The organism is Maribacter algae (assembly GCF_047345745.1).
Taxonomy (GTDB): domain Bacteria; phylum Bacteroidota; class Bacteroidia; order Flavobacteriales; family Flavobacteriaceae; genus Maribacter.
On sequence record NZ_JBLFES010000001.1, the window covers coordinates 495,930 to 514,740 of the forward strand.

Here is an 18,811-nt window from a genome sequence, read left to right on the forward strand (position 1 = left end):
TAGTAGGTGTTTATTTAAGTTGAAATTCTGGTTGTCTTGTAAGATGTCTTATGAGCAGCATAACCTGCATAGGAGAAGATGGGTACATGCTTAACGACCAAATAGATTCTCCACCGTCAACATAGTCTGGACTGTAGTAGCTTTCAGGAACATCTTCAATCTTAAAGGCGGACATACAGTTTTCAAACTCCTGTTCGTCATACATGCCTTTTGGGGTTATCTTATCCACGATAGCCCTGACCACAATTTCTGGATTACTGGTATTTTCGTTTGCAGGACCAACGGCATCCATGGCAAATCTTCTAAATTGTTCTTCGTCGGCAGCATAAAAACCATCTACTATCGTTTCCATAGTCAACCAACGTCCGATCATAAAGTTGGTATTGACCCACTTTCTATCCCGTTCCCAACCAGCAACGTCTACAGGGTCAAAAAGTTCCTGCCCTAACAATCGGCTATAATTGACTGCGCTGGCAACTTCTGTGTCCGTATATGCAAAATCGGTCTCGTTGATGAAATTATAGTAAACGTCAAATGGACTTTTAATGATTACGCCTATAGCGTCATCATCAAAGAAATGTTGACTCGTGAATAGCTGAGTTAACACGGGAGCTATCTCAAAGTTATTATTGACAAGGGTTGTAGCCAATCCCGGGATTATCGTTGTATTTACAAAGTCCTCCTTAGAATCTGGATGTACAAAGAATTCATATAGTTTACGACAGATAAATTCCGCTACCGCGGTAGTCCTTTCATCGAAAAGAATATCAATCACATCGTCATAGCCCCAATTACCGGTCTGTCCAAAAATAGTTTTGTTATCGGTATTGAAGGTAGTAGCATCAAAAGTTGGTGGTGTACAACCTTCCTCACCCCGTTCCGTGTAACCACTCAAAGCTTTTGCGGTTTCCTGGATATCCTCTTCCGTATATCCATTCCCTTCGCCTAAAGCAAAAAGCTCATATAACTCTCGGGCATAATTTTCGTTAGGATTGTTACCATTGTTACGTACACCATCCAAATAGTATAGCATGGCACTGGTAAGGCCAATCTCGCTCACAAAGGTTTTAAAGTTGCCAATAGCGTTCCTTTGGAGACAATTGATGTAATAATAAAGAAACCCGTTACAATCATAAACATCATATTCCGTAACGAAATGATTGCTCCAAAAGAAACTTAATCTGTCCCTAAGGTTATTTTGTAATAATCCATTGGCGTAATCCAATTGAAACTGTCCGAACTGTTCCCTGCGCAACTGTCTTCTGGCATCATCATCTTCGGGATAATTGGCATTGTTCCAATCTGCCCAAACGGGAGCTGGTAAAACAGGCATGTTGATGGCCTCGGTAATCAAATTACCGACAATAGTAGCCGCGTTACTTCCTACTGCTGAGTTTATGGTAGCAACAGAAGCACTGAATCCCAGTCTTCTGAATAAATGTTCTGCTTTGGGTTTGTCTAAGGCAGTTGTATAAGTCTCAAGAGTAGAAGTATTACAATTGACGAAATATTCCATAGTCTTTTATAGGCGTTAGTAATTACGTTCATAGAGTTGGGGCTTCTAATTAACGTAACGAAATTTTGGTTAGTATATGAATACACCTATTTTCGTTCACTGACAGACTAAATTACGTGCTAAAACCGAAAAAAGACGTTTAACTGGGGTGATTTTCGATGAAATACACTATTTCAACACAATTTTATGGGTAGACATAATGAGTTCGGGAAAGAAGGGGAGCAGATAGCGGTGGACTTTTTGATAAAGAACGGATACAGTATTTCCTATAGAAATTACCGCTACCTTAAAGCGGAAATAGACATTATAGCACAGAAAGATGATGTTCTGGCCATTGTTGAGGTGCGGTCTAGAAGTTCTAACTTTTTGGAAAACATTGCGGATACGGTAACTCCCAAAAAAATCAAATTAATGGTAATGGCAGCCGACCATTATGTTACCGAAGCAAATATTGATGTTGAGGTACGTTTTGATATCATTACTATTTTAAAGAATAAAAGCCGGTTTGAACTGGAACATCTAGAGAATGCATTCTATCACTTTTAATAGCCTAGTGAATAAGTAGATTATTTTAAAAAACATTTTGTTTTATTTGTAACAAGTTGTTATATTTGCAATAACAACCTAATTCCATAATGAAAACAATATCATCTGTTGTAGAGCAGTATATCAAGAAAAAACCATTTCTGCAAAGTGCCTTGGCGCAGGGAATTATTAATCTTACCTCTCTTTCACGAATTGTAAAACCGGAGATTGAAGAAGAGTTGGGAAAGGACATACGTAATGGCGCCATTGTTATGGCACTTAAACGTCTCTCGGACGATTTGGAGTTTAGGGCTACCCACAAAATCATTAAGGTATTAAAAAATATTGGGGAGATAACCGTCCGGTCCTCCTTGACGGATTACACTTTTTTAGCTTCTGATGATATTTTGGTAAAACAAGCCAAATTGCTGGAAGAAATAAATACCAATCAAGATGTGTTTTACACTTCTTCCAGAGGGGTCAACGAAATAAACATTGTAATTAGTGATGTGATGGACAAGACCGTTGAGGAATTGTTCAAAACCGAGAAATGTACTCAAAAAGCCGAAAACCTTTCTTCTATTACCGTAAAGTTACCTGCTGAAAATGTTTCCGTTCCCGGTATCTACTACTTTATTTTCCAACGTTTGGCATGGGAAGGCATCGTGCTTTATGAGGTCATTTCAACTACCAATGAGTTTACTATTTTGGTGAACGATGAGCAAGTGGATGTCGCCTTTAGAACCATTAAAGATTTAAAATCGCTTTAATCAAAATAATTCCCCCGATGGTTTGCCAAGGGGATAATCAGTTTCAAGAAATTTTTTATTCGCTCTTTAGGTATGCTACCATTTCCTTATCGGATTCGGGTTTGGCAATAAAATGTTGGTCCTTGTCCAAAATAAAATAGGTAGGTGTTTTTTGAATATTAAAGGTTTTGGCATACTCGCTTTCCCATTTTCCCAAAGCAATGGCGTGTTGAAAGAAAGGAAATTGGGCAGTTTCTTTTTCCCATGTACTCCTATCTTCTTCCAATCCTACGGCCACCACTTTTATACTATCAAATTTTTGTAATTCTTTGTGTAAGGGAGGTAGCTCCTTTAAGCAATGGGAACAAGTGCTGCTCCAAAAAATAAGTATGTAATTTTTGGCTCCTCTCAAGTCGGAAAGGGTTTTTGTAACATCGCCATCTTTCCAAGTAATATCTGGAGACTTTTCACCTAATCGTAGTCTGTTGGTATTTTCAATCTCTGCAACCATTTCATGTTTTCCCGCTTTTAACGCCAAATTTTTTAAGTGGTTCGTAAATATATAGTCAGAGACATTATTTAGTTTAACACCGTTGGTAGACTTCCATAACTGATAAAAGACATCAATTTTAAATGCTTCCGGCATGGTCTTGATTTTCTCTCCAACCATAGCTATACTCCCATATAGTTCACTCTCCATTTCGGATTGAGAAGTAATGTCAGGGGATAATGTAGAGAATGGATAATTTATGATCTTATCCGATAAATAGGTAGAGCCTTGTAAAAGGGGGTTGTCAAAATCAAGATGGTCAAAATAGGTCTCTCTTTTGTTGGACAGATATTGTTCTACGGGCTCATATGTTTTTGGAATATAGGGTTTGTTAGCGGTTATGAATTGATGCGCTAATGAATTTGTTTGTAAGGCTTCCATCTTTGTCTGTGTCTCTGCCAGCTTTTTGGTAAGTCGCAGAAAATCTGTTTTTGAAGTATTTTCGGTTTGGTAAATAGCCAAAATTTCCTTTTCGATCTCGTTGATTTTAGCAAAGTAATTGTTCAATAGTATATTCTCATCGGATTTGATGAATTGGACTCCTTCTTCCCAGTTAAAGTTGAACTCAATATCTTCCTGACCATTATAAAGCACATCAATAAAATATTCATCCTGTGGTACGGCATAGACCAATCTGTAATTTCCCTTTGTGGTTCCGGCCGGGAGCTCCATCTTAAAATATCCTTCTTTTATCTCGGTATCCGCAACATAACGCTGTTCGCCCGGTGTTAGCTCATAGGCTATTAACCACTTAAAATCTTTGGCAGGGGAAAAATTACCTGAAATAGTATGTTGTGCGGTAAGTCCGTTGAAAAGTATTAGAAAAAGAAAGAGTAATTTTTTCATGTTTTTCAATAATCAAAAATTACTCCAAATATACTGCTGAACCATTAATTAATTCGGTATAGCACTAAAAGAGGCTCCAAAAAGTACACTTTTGCCTATGATTTTAGCATTCCCCTAATTTTAAAGAGGAAAACTACTTCCATAATTACCGCAGGATATTGTACAATGAGACCCATTAACGACAGTATCACCATAAGGAAACATAGAGATGCCATAATTTCCAATCCTCCTGCAGCATAACCAATGGCACCCAGTTTTTTGGCAGATTTAAGGATGGAAATACCAAATAAAATCCCAACAGTACCCAAAATGATAGATTCGGCTACCAAAACAGCTTCTATGGTAATTGTTGCCGCATAGAACAAGGATGCAATGTCATACACGTAAAAAATCCCCAAGGTAATTATCAATAAAACCGAAGCAATTTTCATCAAGTAATTTTTGAGCAGCTTGCCGGAAATCAGAAATCCGTAGATCATTAGAGCGTAACTAATATAGGTGAGAATTTTTATAAAGATATGACCACCTGTACCGAAGATCATCTCATCTTCGGTAAACCGATAATAATCCGCAAAACCCTCAAAAGGGCCGGTGATGAGATAAATAATTCCAAAAATACCGGCTAGGGTCAATAAGGTTTTAATGGATTTTGCCTCGGTATCTGAATCCACCTTAATGATATCATAATCATCCACTGCTTCTGCCCCATAGACTTCTTCAAAATCATGTTCCAGGGCGGACAAAATAGTTCTAACGGTATAGCTTCTTGGCGTTACTTCACCATTTTCTATACGTTGCAAGGTGCGCACATTTATGTTACAGCGTTCTACCAATTCTTCTTGAGTAAAACCCTTTTGTTTTCTCAATGCACTAATTCTATTTCCCAATTCTGGCTGTTTCATTGTATAAGGATTTAAAATTGATGCAACAATGATAAGGGTAAATTAAAATGAAACGGACGAACTATCTGATATTTGACCTGACATTCTCCCGACATTTAAAAATCGATATGGAAAATTAAATTTAATTATTTGATATTCAACAGGTTGAAATGTTCCTGTCTATAACGGGAATTATATCCGGATTTTTAGGAAAAACTAATCAATAGTGCTACCAATATGGATGGAGGCGAAGATCTGAAGCATCAGTTCTTTCTCTTTTCGATGGACAAAACCATCGGATTTGGCCACATCTTCCAGAATTTTGGCCAGTGCTTCCTTTTTATCCAAAGGCATTTTTTTTAAAATGGTCAGTCCTTGGTCTTCAGTAATTTTATGTGCCTCTAGGATTAAATTACTATCAAAACCGATAACGTTCATGAGTTCCGTAACTGCGCTTACTTCTCCTTTGTGCACTACTCCGTCTGCCATGACCACGGAATCGATCACTTTGACAATGGCTAGTTTTTCGGCAAGATCAAAATCCATCTGGTGGTGTTTATAGTATGGGTCTTTGTGCAATGTTAGGAATTAGTTTTCATAAATCCCCGAAAATAGGGAATAAGAGTTACTTGGATTCGTTTATTTTTGGGATATAACCAACGTGAAATTTTATGTTATTCTTTTTTGGAAGTAGGGCCACGAAAATTAAGGAACGTCGTTTAAGAAATACAAAATGTCCTTATTGTGAAACCAAGGATTCTTTCACGGTAGCTACCTTTAGTAAGTATTTCCATTTCTTTTGGATACCTATTATTCCACTGTTCAAAACCCATGTAGCCGAGTGTTCCCATTGTAAAAAGAGTTATGCAAAAGGTCAGTTTACACCGGAAATGCTACGGAGTTTGGAGAACGAAAATAGGGTGAACCCTGCAAAAAAACCTATATGGCAAGGTTGTGGCTGTATTGTCTTGGTTCTGTTTTTTGGAACAATGTTGGCTTTCTCTTTTTATGGCGTGTATATGCGTTCTCAAAATCCCGAAAAATACAAGATAGAACTGGACCCCAGATTGGAGCTTCTCAATGCGGATATGGATAAACTTTCCAGACGGGTACAGCGGGATACCGACAGTCTTACCTTTTCCTTAAAGGAATGCGTGGCCTATGATATCGTTGACGGCATCGATACCGATGAAATTGGCTATTTTACCAAGTGGAACGGAGATAAATTATTGGTGCTTCTAAAGGTGAACGACATCAAAAAGATTGAAGCCAAATACAGAAAGGAACTTTTTGATGTCATTGAAGACTGTATGGACGATATTAATCCAAAAGATAGCATCACCGAATATTATATGGCAGTAGAGGGCAAATGGAATACCGTTTTGGTAAAGACCCCAACCGATGCCGATTTAGGTGGCCGTTTTGCGGATAAAAAGAAGCTCTTGCCTTTTTATGGTGAGAAACCATTACCGATTGAAAAAACAGAAATGGATTCAATTTTGAAATGACTTGGTATTTATTCCTTCAGCAAAACATCACAAAATCCAAACCTAATAGATTTGCTTTTGTCCGAAGGATTATCATAAGTTCTAAAGACATGTTCTCCAATCTCGTAAGCTATCGGAGCTTTAAAAATGGGCCCATCAAAACAAAAGGTATGGAATTCGCCATTTTCACCACAAGGGTCTACCGTATCCGGTAAAGCATCAATAAGTTCTTGAGTTATGGTTTTACCTAAAAATGAAGCGTTGATCTTTGTATTATCAATACAGACAATTACTGCTTTAAAACCCAATTTTAAAAATTCACCAATGAGTTGGCGTGTATCTCTTTTCCAGATAGGGAACACAGCTTTTACATGAAGAGCGGAAAGCATGTTCTCCCTATATTCTTTTAAATCCTCCAAAAAAATATCTCCAAAAGCCGTGTGGGTGTATCCGCTTTCTTTCAATGTTTTGATTTTAGCGGTCATTAAGGAATTATATTCCTCCATTGTTGGATTTTCGGGGACTTCCAAAACATCCAATGAAATAGCAGTGGCAGCTGCCTGCGCTTCTAAAACCTTTCTCGATAAGCCATGCATGGAAACTCGATCATAGTGCGAGTTCACCGTTGTGAGCAAACGGTCTATCTTAAAATTTTGGTCTTGTAGCAAATAATAAAGTGCAATTGCAGAATCTTTACCGGAACTCCAATTAAAATAAGTTTTGAATGCCTTTTTCATTGATCAGGATAAGGGTTGAAGTGCTTTTAACGCTTTTTCCACGGAAGTGATGTTCTCAAAAGTCAATAACAAACGCAGTCCGTTACGGGTGTTTTTCTCCTTCATTTTGCATTTGCCCGGATTTTTCTGTACAAACTGTAACACTTTGGTAAAAGCCGGGCTTTGATAGAAGTCGGACTGTTGGTCGGCAATAAAGTATCCGATGAGTTTCCCCTTTTTCATGATGACTTTTTCCAAGCCAATACCATTGGCAATCCACTTGATACGAACGGAGTTGAACAGGTCTACCGCAGGCGTGGGCAATTCTCCAAAACGGTCAACAAGTTTCGCTTCGAACTGCTGTAGCTCCTCTTCGTTCTTACACTGATTCAAATCGGTATAAAGCGTTAAGCGCTCCGTGATATTGTTGATGTAATCATCAGGAAAAAGCAGCTCAAAATCTGAGTCGATCTGTGTTTCTTTCACAAAGACTTTATCGGTCTTGCCTTCTACTTCTTCATAGAGCTCCTTAAACTCGTTTTCCTTGAGTTCCTCAATGGCTTCGGATAATATTTTCTGATAGGTTTCAAACCCGATTTCATTGATAAACCCACTTTGTTCTCCACCTAATAAATCCCCGGCACCCCTAATTTCCAAATCCTTCATGGCGATGTTAAAACCACTTCCCAGTTCCGTAAACTGTTCCAAGGCTTCAATGCGTTTTCGGGCATCAGTGGTCATGGATTCATAGGGCGGCGTAATGAAATAACAAAAGGCTTTTTTGTTGCTTCGGCCTACCCGGCCCCGCATTTGATGAAGATCGCTTAATCCAAAATTATTGGCATTGTTGATGAAAATGGTATTGGCATTGGTCACGTCAAGACCACTTTCCACAATCGTTGTGGAAACCAATACATCAAAGGAACCATCAATAAAATTCAGCATGAGGTCCTCTAATTTTTTGCCTTCCATTTGTCCGTGGCCAATCCCTACTTTGGCATCAGGGACCAAACGCTGGATCATTCCGGCCACTTCTTTAATATTCTCTATTCTGTTATGAATAAAAAATACCTGTCCGCCACGTTGTATCTCATAGGTAATGGCATCCCTAATCGTTTCTTCGTTAAAACGAATGACCGAACTTTCAATGGGATATCTATTGGGCGGTGGTGTCGTAATAACGGATAAGTCCCGAGCGGCCATCAAACTAAATTGAAGTGTTCTTGGAATGGGTGTGGCCGTAAGCGTAAGCACGTCTACATTTTCTTTAATGGCTTTTAACTTGTCCTTTACCGCCACACCGAATTTCTGTTCCTCATCTACGATGAGCAGGCCCAAATCTTTGAATTTTACATTTTTGTTCACGAGTTGATGCGTGCCAATGATAATGTCCACTTTTCCGGCTTCCAGTTTTTCAAGCGTTTCCCGGCGTTCTTTGGTGGTACGAAATCGGTTGAGGTAATCTACGGTGACGGGCATTTCCTTCAACCGCTCTGAAAAGGTACGATGATGTTGAAAAGCCAGAATGGTGGTAGGGACTAGAATGGCAACTTGTTTGCCATTGTCCACGGCTTTGAATGCGGCGCGGATGGCAACTTCCGTCTTTCCAAAACCTACATCCCCACAAATGAGGCGGTCCATGGGGCGCTCGCTCTCCATATCTTTTTTGATATCCTCGGTAGCCTTGCTTTGGTCTGGCGTATCTTCATAGATAAACGAAGCTTCCAGCTCATTTTGCAGATAGCTGTCCGGGTCATATTGAAATCCTTTTTCCAGTCTACGTTTCGCATAGACTTTTATAAGGTTAAAGGCTATTTTCTTAACACGGGATTTGGTCTTTTCCTTTACCTTTTTCCAAGCTCCCGAACCTAGTTTATATATTTTGGGAGGAGCCCCGTCCTTCCCGTTGAATTTGGATATTTTGTGAAGTGAATGGATACTCACGTAAAGGATGTCCCGTTCGCCATAGGCCAATTTTATCGCTTCTTGTTTTTTACCTTCGACATCAATTTTTTGGAGTCCGCCGAACTTTCCGATACCATGGTCAATATGGGTCACGTAATCCCCAATTTCAAGTTTGTTGAGTTCTTTTAACGTAATGGCCTGTTTTTTGGCATAGCCATTTTTAAGATGGAATTTATGGTACCGCTCAAAAATCTGATGGTCCGTGTAGCAGACCAGTTTTAGGTCATCACTGATAAAACCTTGGTGCAATGGAAGAACAATGGTCTTATAATGCACACTTCGGCTACGCTCAGTGCCTGTCTTTTGGTTGCTGAGCGGAGTCGAAGCAACCTCCTCAAAAATATCATGGAATCTTTTCGCCTGTTGCTCACTGGCACAAAAAATGTAGTTGGTGTAGCCTTGTGCTTTAAACTGGTTGAGGTTTTTAATGAGCAGATTAAATTTTTTATTGAACGAGGGTTGGGGCTTTGTGCGGAATTCTATTTCTACGGAGCCCGATATGACAGAAGAAGAAATTAATCGGAACGTTTCCAGCTGCTTTTCAAAGGCTTTGGAATTCAAGAAAAGTTCTTCCGGCTCGGCATGTTTTATTTCTTTGGATAATTTTTTAAAAGCTTCTTCCGCCTTTCCAAAAAATTCATCCAACCTTCCAAACAGCAGACTTGTATTTTTGGAAAAGACAACGGTTTTGGGAGAAATGTACTTTAGAAAACTTTCGCGCTTTTCTTCCAAAAATTTATTGGCAACATTAGGGATAATGGTAATCTTTTTGACTTTTTCGGTAGAAAGTTGGGTTTCTACATCAAAAGTGCGGATGCTGTCCACTTCGTCCCCAAAAAACTCCAAGCGATACGGTTCGTCGTGCGAAAAAGAAAAGACATCTACGATTCCGCCGCGAACCGAAAACTCTCCGGGCTCCGTGACAAAATCTACACGTTTGAACTTGTATTCAAAAAGGACTTCGTTCAGGAAATCCAACGAAAGCGTATCGTCTAATCTTATTTTTAACGTATTCTTTTCCAGCTCTTTTCGGGTGACCACTTTTTCAAAAAGTGCATCCGGATACGTAACAATGACTGCTGGCCTTTTTCTGGAATTGATTCGGTTCAATACTTCGGCACGTAAAAGCACATTGGCATTGTCCGTTTCTTCGATTTGGTAAGGTCTGCGATAGCTCCCCGGATAAAAAAGCACATCTTTCTCCCCAATGAGCTTTTCCAAATCGTTTAGATAATAAGCTGCTTCTTCTTTATCGTTGAAAACGAGCAGAAAGGGGTCGTCCGCATTCAAAAACGCATTGGCCAATACAAAGGAGAGGGATGAGCCCGCGAGGTTTTTAAGATAGATTCGAGAAGGAGCGGATGCTTCTGAATTGGCAATAGCCTTCCGCAGTTTCCCGGTATTGGGAGACTGTGAAAACAGTTGTTGAATAGAAGAATGCGTCAACCGTAAAATTTTGAGCTGCAAAGATACAGATGCCTAAAAACTTAAAGTGCTATTTAGATAAAATATTTGTCCTTTGCGTCATTTAGAGAAAATCGATTTTTATAACTTCAGTCTCGATTATAATTCAAAATAGATGGAAGAATTTGACGTATTTGTCATCGGTAGCGGTGTAGCGGGCCAAACGGTAGCCAAAGCCTGTGCCGATAAAGGAAAGAAAGTTGCCATTGCAGATAGGCGAGAATTCGGAGGGACTTGTGCCAATAGGGGATGCGACCCTAAAAAAGTGCTGTTGGGTGTTACGGAGATATGGGAAGAAGCCCAGAATTTAAAAGGGAAAGGGATTGAGAAGTTGCCCGAGCTCAATTGGAAAAAACTTCAAAAGTACAAGCGTAGTTTCACAAAGGCCATACCGGCCGCTACGGAGAAAAATTTAAAGAAAAAAGGAATAAGCCTATACCATCAATCACCTGAATTTGTGGACGAGCGTACGTTAAAGGTAGAGGGCAAAACCGCGAAAGCCAAAAATATTGTCATCGCCACGGGCTACGAACCCAGAAAGCTATCTTTTAAAGGAAGCAAACATTTAAGCACGAGCGATGATTTTCTAAACCTCAAAAAATTGCCCAAAAGCATAATTTTCATCGGGGCTGGATATGTAGGGATGGAATTTGCCCATATGGCCGCAAGGTTTGGAGTACGTGTAACGGTTTTGGATTCCGGCAATCGCCCTCTGTCCGCTTTTGATGCTGATTTGGTCGGAACATTGACCGACTATTCCAAAAAATTGGGGATAAAGTTTATTTTTAACTCGGAAGTAAAGGCTGTTGAGAAGCTTCGGAAAAATTTCAGGGTATCCTATAAGAGCGGGAAAAAAATGAAATCGCTTACCTCTAAAATGGTTATCAATACGGCAGGCCGTATACCGGCTATCTCAGCGTTGAATCTTGAAAAAGGGAACGTAGCGTTCAATGAAAATGGAATAGCGACCAATAATTTTCTGCAAAGCGAAACCAATCCCGGGGTATATGCTTGCGGAGATGTTTCGGACAACGGATTGCCGCTCACGCCATTATCCGGTAGGGAAGGTTATGTGGTCTCTGAAAACATATTGAACGGAAACCGCAAAAAGTTGTCTATTCCGGTAATACCATCAGTGGTATTTACCTTGCCCAATATAGCTTCCGTCGGGTATTCCGAAAAAGAAGCAAAGAGTCGTTTTAAAAATATAATCGTAAAACAGGCATCGGCCTTGGATTGGTTCAACGCTAAACGAATCAATGCCCCAGCGTATTCCTATAAAATAATTTTAAATGAGAGAACACAAAAATTGGTTGGGGCTCATATACTTGGACCCAATGCCGGGGAGACCATCAATATTTTCGCTATGGCAATCCATAAAGGAATGAAAGCCGATGAGTTACAGTCTATGTTATTTACCTACCCTTCCTTGGTTAACGATATTAAAAATATGGTTTAATGTAAAATGAAAGGTGCTCATTAATCCGGTTCACTGCGATATCTCTTGCTGTAACTTCATAAACGGATTTGTTTTCCTGTTCTTAAATCCGTGAACAAATATCGCAACCAAAAGAATGATGCTTCCCGTTAGCGCTGTATAGGCAATGTTTTCCGGACCATCCTTATGTCTAATATAAATGGCAAATAATGCCCAAACGCCTACAGCGGCAAACTCGCGCATATTTCGTTTTTGAATCATCAAAAGGTTCAAGAGCGTAGCAATACAGATCATAACAATAGTCCAAGTTATTTCGGAGAGAAAGCTACCTTTCCAACCTATTTTGGTAAGATAAACAGCTACATTGGCAATGGTCGCCACGGAAATCCATCCACTATATAAACAAATGGGCCACCAAACAAAAGCGATGGTTTTAAGGGGAGCGTCCCATCTTTCCATATTCGTGTTCAGGATTATTTTGATAAGTGAAACGAGGATGCCGATCATAATCAATACCGAAAGTCCGGTGTAATCATAAATAAAAGCAAATACCCAAGCTGAGTTCAATACATTGGCAATAACAAACCAAGGTCCCGTCTGCTCAATAAAATCACTTTTTTCATCCGTAAAAAAAGCACGGTAAACTTGAAAAATACTATAGGCCAATAATCCTAAAAATATGAGTCCCCAAATAGCAAAGGCGTAGCCAGCGGGCGTAAACAGATTGTCATATTTGTTGCTTATTTCGCCTATGGTGGTATTGTTGACCCGTAGTGCCTGCGAGACGTAGTTTACCGTAATAACAAGGATTACCGATAAAAGATTCAGAAGCGCCAATGTTTTTTGCATGAGAACTATTTCTACAAAAATAAGACTTACCGGACTTGGTTTTTAACCCTATTACAACAAAGCTTTACTACTTGGAACGCCCACGCTTTTTCTTTTCGGAGATATTTACTTTTAATACGGTATCCCCAAGAATAGCATAGATTTCGGAATCCGTAGTAGGCTCTACGGTAAAAGTTCCGGTGAACTCACCAAAAGCAGGCATGATCAGTTGCTGTTCGGTTTTGTAAAAACAAGGAAGCCGTACCGATTGCCTTCCCAATCCCGTGAGCCGTATGGCAGGGTGAACGTGTCCGGAAAAGTTAAAGAATCCTTCTTTTTCCTCGGGGTGGTGGGTTAGCAAAAAACCGTCCTGCACTATTTCCTGCGTGACCAAAATTCCTAAATCTTCATATTTTAAGGGTGAAATGATATCATGATTTCCGGATACCAAGATGATTTTTGACGAGATGGTCTTGGTCCACTCCGAAAAAATATCCCACTCTAAATTTAGGGAAGAATGAAACAAATCGCCCATAAAGACTACCGTTCCAGGATCAAAATTTTGAATGGCCGAAGTAAGGCTATCAAAGTTTTGCCGCACAGCATTTTGCGGGACGGCAGCTCCAAATTTGCGAAAATGCGAAACTTTGCCCAAATGCACATCACTGATTAAAAGCATACCCGGTTTCACCCAAAATAATGCCCCGCTGCAATGAAGGATAAATTCCTGATTCTTGATGTAAATGGATTCGGTCATAAAGTCTTCACTGCAAAGAAAATATATTTTGCATTTATAATGCTATTTTCGCATGAAACGCCACTCATTTATACACTTATGAAAAATGAAATACTGACCATTGTCGCCAATATCCATGCGAAACCGGAACACGTTGAACGTGTAAAGTCGGAACTTATTAAACTCATTGCCCCAACACGGGCAGAAGAAGGTTGTCTTAATTATGATTTGCATCAGGACAACGTCAATGAAAATCATTTTATGTTTTACGAGAATTGGGCCAGCAGGGCACTTTGGCAAAAGCATATGCAAAGCGAGCATATACTGGAACTACAGAAAATCATAGATGATATTGTTGAAGCTACGGTTATTAACGAAATGATGCCTATAGGGTAGATTTTATTTTTTATAATTTAGAGAAATTTATTTCATCAAAATAGCGGTCATACGTTTTATCCTGTCCGCCAGTTTTTCACTGGATAGTTTTTCGCGCAGTCTATCGGTAATGATAGGGAAGGAGAAGGGCGTGGGTTTGGAACAGGCCTTCCAGACAATTTTTTGGGTAGCGATCCGCTCCAAGGCCATTCGAAGCCTACCTTCTTCCAATTGATGTTCAAAAGTTTCGGTGTACGCCTGTTGGTACAGCAGATTATCGGCCTCAAAATCCTTAAAAACATCGAACAGCAATTGCGAACTGCTTTGCAGATGTTTCATTTTAATTCCTTTATTTGGATAACCGGTAAATACCATGCCACTGATGACGGCTATATCCCTGAATTTTCTGCGCGCCATTTCGTTAGAATTTAAGCTTTTCTGCAAATCGCTCAGCATATATTCCGTAGTGAATAAATCGTTGTCCAAAACATTTTGGATATCAATTTGTTGGTCGGAAAGCAGCTCAAACCCATAATCATTGTACGCTAGCGAGCAGGTTATCGGGGTAAGAAGACTAATTCTGTAGGCCAATAGACTGCTCATGGCCTCATGTACGCCTCGGCCTTCAAACGGATAAAAAATATGGTGATATCCATCCCGCGTTTTAAAGGTCTCGATCAAAAACTCATCAGGTCTCGGAACGATACTTTCCTCTCGCTGTTTGGCGAACATGGGTGCCAAGGATTGTATCTCTTTTGATTGTTTGGAGGCAGGTAATCCTGCAGTATATAACTCCTTACGAAGCAATTCTGACATTTGGGCCGAAAAACTCAGCCTCCCGCCCATCCAACTCGGTACTTTGTTCGTGCGTTTCGTAGAATTTTTTACGTGTGCCTGCATTCCTTTTACACGGATGAATTCCAGATTTCTTCCGGCGAAGGTAAATACATCGCCTGGACTCAGTTTGGAAATAAAATATTCCTCGATAGAGCCAATGTATCCCCCTTTTTGATATTTGACAGCAATGGAGGCATCACCTACGATGGTACCGATTTGAAATCGGTGACGCATAGCTATTCCACGATTATTGACTTTAAACTTCCCATCTTCTTTTACTTCAACTTTTTTATATTCATCATAGGTCTGTAGGCTTTGGCTCCCCATGACCAGAAAATTCAAGAGCCATTGCCAACGTTCTTCGGTCAGGGTTTGGTAACAGAATGTCTGGGCGACTTCCTCATAGATTTCATCAGGATAAAACCCATCGGATACGGCCAAAGTGGTCAAATACTGAAGTAGAACATCATAACTGTTCAAATAGGGAATCCTATCTTCCACGGCTTCTTTTTTTACCGCTTGTTGCATAGCGGAAGCCTCTATCAGCTCCATGGCGTGCGTAGGTAGAAAATGGATAACACTTTCTTTTCCCGGCCGGTGACCACTACGGCCTGCACGCTGTAAAAAGCGGGCTACTCCTTTGGGTCCGCCAATTTGCACTACGGTTTCTACGGGAGCGAAATCTACGCCAAGGTCCAAACTAGAGGTACAGACCACCGCTTTTAAACTCTCGTTGCGGATGGCCTGCTCCACCCATAACCGCGTTTCTTTATTGACACTGCCATGATGCATGGCCAGTTCCCCGGCATACTCCGGATGCTTTTCCAGTATTTTTTGAAACCATATTTCGCATTGGCTCCTTGTGTTCGTAAAAAGTAGCGTGGTTTTGCTATTATTGATAATAGGCACTACGTCTTCCAAAAGTTTTAGGCCCAAATGGCCACGCCATGGAAAAGTTTCCATTTCTTTTGGAATAATACTTTTGACCGATATTTTCTTGTTGAGTTTTGCTTTGATTAAAACGGAATTTTCAAGTGCCTGTGAAGTAGGCCCTAGCAAAACTTCCCTTCCCTGCTCAAGATTTCCGATGGTGGCCAAAATACCCCAAATGCGTAAATTCTTGCAGACTGTCTTTAATCGGGAAAGCCCCAGTTCCATTTGCACGCCACGTTTGGTGCCCAAAAGCTCGTGCCACTCATCCACGACAATAGCGGAGCACTCTTTAAATACGTTGCCATACCCTTTAGAGGACAGCAAAAGCTGAAGGCTCTCCGGGGTCGTAATCAGCAAGTCTGGCATCGTCGTTTTTTGACGGGAGCGCTCTTTGGTCGAAGTATCTCCTGTTCGAATACCTACGGTCATTTGGGTTCCCAGGTCATGGGTGATGCGCTCGGCGGACTGTTTTATTTCATTGGATAGCGCACGAAGCGGTGTAATCCAAATAGCTTTCAATCCTTTTTTATGCTTGGTCTTATATTGCGGATTTTCTTTGATGTAATTTAAAACGATAGGAAACCATAGCGCGTAGGTTTTTCCGCTTCCTGTTGGAGCGTTTAAAAGTCCGTTTTTACCCTGCAAAAAAGCCTTCCAAGTGTCTTTTTGGAATGTAAACGGTTTCCAGCCTTGTTCTTGGAACCAGTTTTGGGCGATGTTGAAAAGTTTTTCTTTGTTCATTATTACGAGCGGAGCGAAATAATCTGTTCAATTGTATTTGAACATTTACTTTTTATTTCTCATTAAAAAATTCTTATCGACCCAATTTAGAGCGAGATCATTCCATTCTGGATTTATTGAATTAATCAATTCCTCTTTTCTTTTTCGATTACCGGCTTTTAATTGTTTTTCTCTTTTGAAAGCATCCTTGACGTTATCGAACTCCTCAAAATAAACCAAAATATCGCAATTGTATCTTTTTGTAAATGCATTAGGATAGATTCGGTGTTTGTGCTCATTCATTCGCCTGTGGATATCATTTGTAGCTCCAATGTAAAGTACTGTCTCATTTTTATTGGTCAATATGTAACAATATCCTTTCATAACTTAATTGCGAGCTTCGCTCACTTCAATACAGTGGCGAAGCAATCTGTTAAATTCACCTTTTTTGGCCAATTAAATAGATGCGTAATACTTCCGTATTGTAAAACAAAACGCATTATTTTATGCTCGTTTTGTTTTGCCCTCTGATTTACCTTCAACAGATTCCTTCGCTACGCTCGGAATTAAAGCCTTAATATCCGAAATACTGTTCGCTTCCTCAATTTTTTTATCCTGTCGCCAACGTAAGATTCTAGGAAATCGTGTAGCTACACCACTTTTGTGCCTTTTGGAAAGTGCTATGCCCTCAAAGGCGATTTCAAAAACGTGATGCGGCGTTACGGAACGGACCGGTCCAAAACGTTCCAAGGTATTTTTCTTTATCCAAGCGTCTACTTTTCTGAACTCGGCATCGGTGAGGCCGGAATAGGCCTTGGCAAAAGTGACAAGTTCTTTTTCTCCATTTTCGTTTTCATCCCATAGCGCGAAAGTATAATCAGTGAATAGATTACTTCTGCGGCCATGTCCTCTCATGGCATATGTGAGTACTGCATCAATGGTCAGCGGGTCCACTTTCCATTTCCACCAATCTCCTTTTTTACGCCCCACCAAATAAGGGGAATCCTTGCGTTTGAGCATTAATCCTTCACTACGTACTTCACGGGAGCGTTCCCGTTCTTGTGCGACTTCTTCCCATGATTCAAAGTGTATGGTTTCGGATAGCTGTAACGGCAGATCGGTAAGAGAAGCCGAAGCGACTCTTTTGTGATTTCGACTACGCTCAATCACCGTTTGTTCACGCTCAATCAAAGAATGATAAAGGATCTCCAGTATTTTCCTTCGTTCTAAAAAAGGCTTGTTCCTAATATCCTTTCCTTCCCATTCCAATACATCATATGCCTTTAAAACAACGGGTACTTTTGCCAAAAGCGCTTTTGAAACGGTTTTACGTCCAATGCGGGTCTGAAGGTCGTTGAAGGTGCCAATTTCATTATTGGGGTAGGGGAGTATTTCCCCATCAATGACGGTTCCGTTAGGAATTATACCTATGAATTTTTCGAATTCCGGATATTTGTCGGTCACCAATTCTTCACCTCTACTCCACACAAAGATTTCATCGTTTCTTAGGATTACCTGTGACCGGATGCCATCCCATTTATGTTCTGCTGACCATTCCGAAACATCACCTAAATCCTCCACTTTATCCTCAATAGCATAGGCCAGATAGAACGGGTAAGGTTTGGATAGGTAATCGCTTTCATTTTCCTCAAGAATCAATTCTTGGAACGAAATTTCGTTAGGATCCCAATTCCCCATCAATTTATAGGCTAAAATATCTTCTTCTATCTCGGTTGCTTTGGATAATGCCCTGGTCATCAGTTTCTGGCTCACACCAATCCGAAAGCCTCCGGTAATCAATTTTGTAAACACAAAACGCTCATAATAATCCAATACTTTCCAATTCTCATAGAGATAGGCTTTTTTCTCTGCGTCTTCCTTCTTTTTAAGCGAAATCATTTCCTCCAAAAATTCGGTTAGGCTTTTTTCGGTAGATTTTGAAGAGGAGGGGATAACGAGCGCGATGGTCTCGGCCAAATCGCCCACGATATGATAACTTTCTTCGAACAGCCATAAGGGAATATTCGCCAAATCCGATGCCCATTCACGCAGCAAAGTAGTGTTCACCGGTCTGGGGGGCCTACGGTGCGAAAGGATGGCAATAGTCCATACTTTATCTTTGTCATTCGCCTTTTGAAAATACTCCGCAAGTGCCTTTACCTTTAAGTTGGTCTTATTGGTGCTGTCCAAGGTTTTGATAAGCGATGCAAAGTTCTTCATGGGTTTGTTATTGCGAGCGGAGCAG

Annotated in this window: 16 protein-coding genes; 5 read left to right on the plus strand and 11 right to left on the minus strand. The window is 40.3% G+C overall.

Translation table 11 applies throughout. The annotated features are described in order from the left end of the window. Nucleotides 1–10 precede the first annotated feature (10 nt). The gene (locus ACKWBX_RS02240; protein WP_413967015.1) at nucleotides 11–1,516 is read right to left on the minus strand and encodes a DUF1800 domain-containing protein; all 1,506 of its coding nucleotides are present in this window, start codon (nucleotides 1,514–1,516) and stop codon (nucleotides 11–13) included. A 186-nt stretch (nucleotides 1,517–1,702) separates the two neighbouring features. Between ACKWBX_RS02240 and ACKWBX_RS02245 the strand changes: the two genes are divergently transcribed. Further along, the gene (locus tag ACKWBX_RS02245) at nucleotides 1,703–2,062 is read left to right on the plus strand and encodes a YraN family protein (RefSeq protein ID WP_413967016.1); all 360 of its coding nucleotides are present in this window, start codon (nucleotides 1,703–1,705) and stop codon (nucleotides 2,060–2,062) included. 89 nt (nucleotides 2,063–2,151) lie between these two features. After that, nucleotides 2,152–2,811, plus strand: a complete 660-nt coding sequence (locus tag ACKWBX_RS02250; protein ID WP_413967017.1) for an aspartate kinase — start codon at nucleotides 2,152–2,154, stop codon at nucleotides 2,809–2,811. Between the two features lie 55 nt (nucleotides 2,812–2,866). On the opposite strand, the gene ACKWBX_RS02255 is transcribed toward ACKWBX_RS02250, so the two are convergent. The 3 genes from ACKWBX_RS02255 to ACKWBX_RS02265 all read right to left on the minus strand — a co-directional run bounded on the left by ACKWBX_RS02255 (nucleotide 2,867) and on the right by ACKWBX_RS02265 (nucleotide 5,613). Next, nucleotides 2,867–4,186, minus strand: a complete 1,320-nt coding sequence (locus ACKWBX_RS02255) for a TlpA family protein disulfide reductase (protein ID WP_413967018.1) — start codon at nucleotides 4,184–4,186, stop codon at nucleotides 2,867–2,869. A gap of 95 nt (nucleotides 4,187–4,281) precedes the next feature. Next, entirely contained in the window at nucleotides 4,282–5,088 is an 807-nt protein-coding gene (locus ACKWBX_RS02260) for a helix-turn-helix domain-containing protein (RefSeq protein WP_413967019.1), read from the minus strand. Between the two features lie 195 nt (nucleotides 5,089–5,283). Next, nucleotides 5,284–5,613, minus strand: coding sequence for a tellurite resistance TerB family protein (locus tag ACKWBX_RS02265; RefSeq protein ID WP_413967020.1), 330 nt, complete (start codon nucleotides 5,611–5,613; stop codon nucleotides 5,284–5,286). A 125-nt stretch (nucleotides 5,614–5,738) separates the two neighbouring features. On the opposite strand from ACKWBX_RS02265, the gene ACKWBX_RS02270 reads away from it, so the two are divergent. Further along, on the plus strand, nucleotides 5,739–6,575 hold the full coding sequence (locus tag ACKWBX_RS02270) for a zinc ribbon domain-containing protein (RefSeq protein WP_413967021.1): 837 nt from the start codon (nucleotides 5,739–5,741) through the stop codon (nucleotides 6,573–6,575). Nucleotides 6,576–6,583: 8 nt separating this feature from the next. Here ACKWBX_RS02270 and ACKWBX_RS02275 read toward each other — a convergent pair whose 3' ends face one another. Then, nucleotides 6,584–7,291, minus strand: coding sequence for a Dph6-related ATP pyrophosphatase (locus tag ACKWBX_RS02275; RefSeq protein WP_413967022.1), 708 nt, complete (start codon nucleotides 7,289–7,291; stop codon nucleotides 6,584–6,586). A gap of 3 nt (nucleotides 7,292–7,294) precedes the next feature. Next, a complete protein-coding gene (gene mfd, locus ACKWBX_RS02280) occupies nucleotides 7,295–10,681 on the minus strand; it encodes a transcription-repair coupling factor (RefSeq protein WP_413967023.1) in 3,387 nt (1,128 codons plus the stop codon). A gap of 133 nt (nucleotides 10,682–10,814) precedes the next feature. On the opposite strand from mfd, the gene ACKWBX_RS02285 reads away from it, so the two are divergent. Next, nucleotides 10,815–12,158 carry a dihydrolipoyl dehydrogenase family protein gene (locus ACKWBX_RS02285; RefSeq protein ID WP_413967024.1) on the plus strand — a complete coding sequence of 448 codons (1,344 nt, stop codon included), beginning with the start codon at nucleotides 10,815–10,817 and terminating at the stop codon, nucleotides 12,156–12,158. A 30-nt stretch (nucleotides 12,159–12,188) separates the two neighbouring features. On the opposite strand, the gene ACKWBX_RS02290 is transcribed toward ACKWBX_RS02285, so the two are convergent. Then, entirely contained in the window at nucleotides 12,189–12,986 is a 798-nt protein-coding gene (locus ACKWBX_RS02290; protein WP_413967025.1) for a tryptophan-rich sensory protein, read from the minus strand. A gap of 67 nt (nucleotides 12,987–13,053) precedes the next feature. Continuing rightward, the gene (pdeM, locus tag ACKWBX_RS02295; protein ID WP_413967026.1) at nucleotides 13,054–13,722 is read right to left on the minus strand and encodes a ligase-associated DNA damage response endonuclease PdeM; all 669 of its coding nucleotides are present in this window, start codon (nucleotides 13,720–13,722) and stop codon (nucleotides 13,054–13,056) included. A gap of 78 nt (nucleotides 13,723–13,800) precedes the next feature. Between pdeM and ACKWBX_RS02300 the strand changes: the two genes are divergently transcribed. Then, nucleotides 13,801–14,097 (plus strand): putative quinol monooxygenase, encoded by a 297-nt coding sequence (locus ACKWBX_RS02300; protein WP_413967027.1) that lies wholly within the window; start codon nucleotides 13,801–13,803, stop codon nucleotides 14,095–14,097. A gap of 27 nt (nucleotides 14,098–14,124) precedes the next feature. On the opposite strand, the gene ACKWBX_RS02305 is transcribed toward ACKWBX_RS02300, so the two are convergent. From ACKWBX_RS02305 to ACKWBX_RS02315, 3 genes are all read right to left on the minus strand, one after another. Next, entirely contained in the window at nucleotides 14,125–16,587 is a 2,463-nt protein-coding gene (locus tag ACKWBX_RS02305) for a ligase-associated DNA damage response DEXH box helicase (protein WP_413967028.1), read from the minus strand. 45 nt (nucleotides 16,588–16,632) lie between these two features. Then, nucleotides 16,633–16,950, minus strand: a complete 318-nt coding sequence (locus ACKWBX_RS02310) for a GIY-YIG nuclease family protein (RefSeq protein WP_413967029.1) — start codon at nucleotides 16,948–16,950, stop codon at nucleotides 16,633–16,635. Nucleotides 16,951–17,070: 120 nt separating this feature from the next. Next, nucleotides 17,071–18,786: an ATP-dependent DNA ligase gene (locus ACKWBX_RS02315; protein ID WP_413967030.1), complete on the minus strand. Its 1,716-nt coding sequence runs from the start codon at nucleotides 18,784–18,786 to the stop codon at nucleotides 17,071–17,073. Nucleotides 18,787–18,811 lie beyond the last annotated feature (25 nt).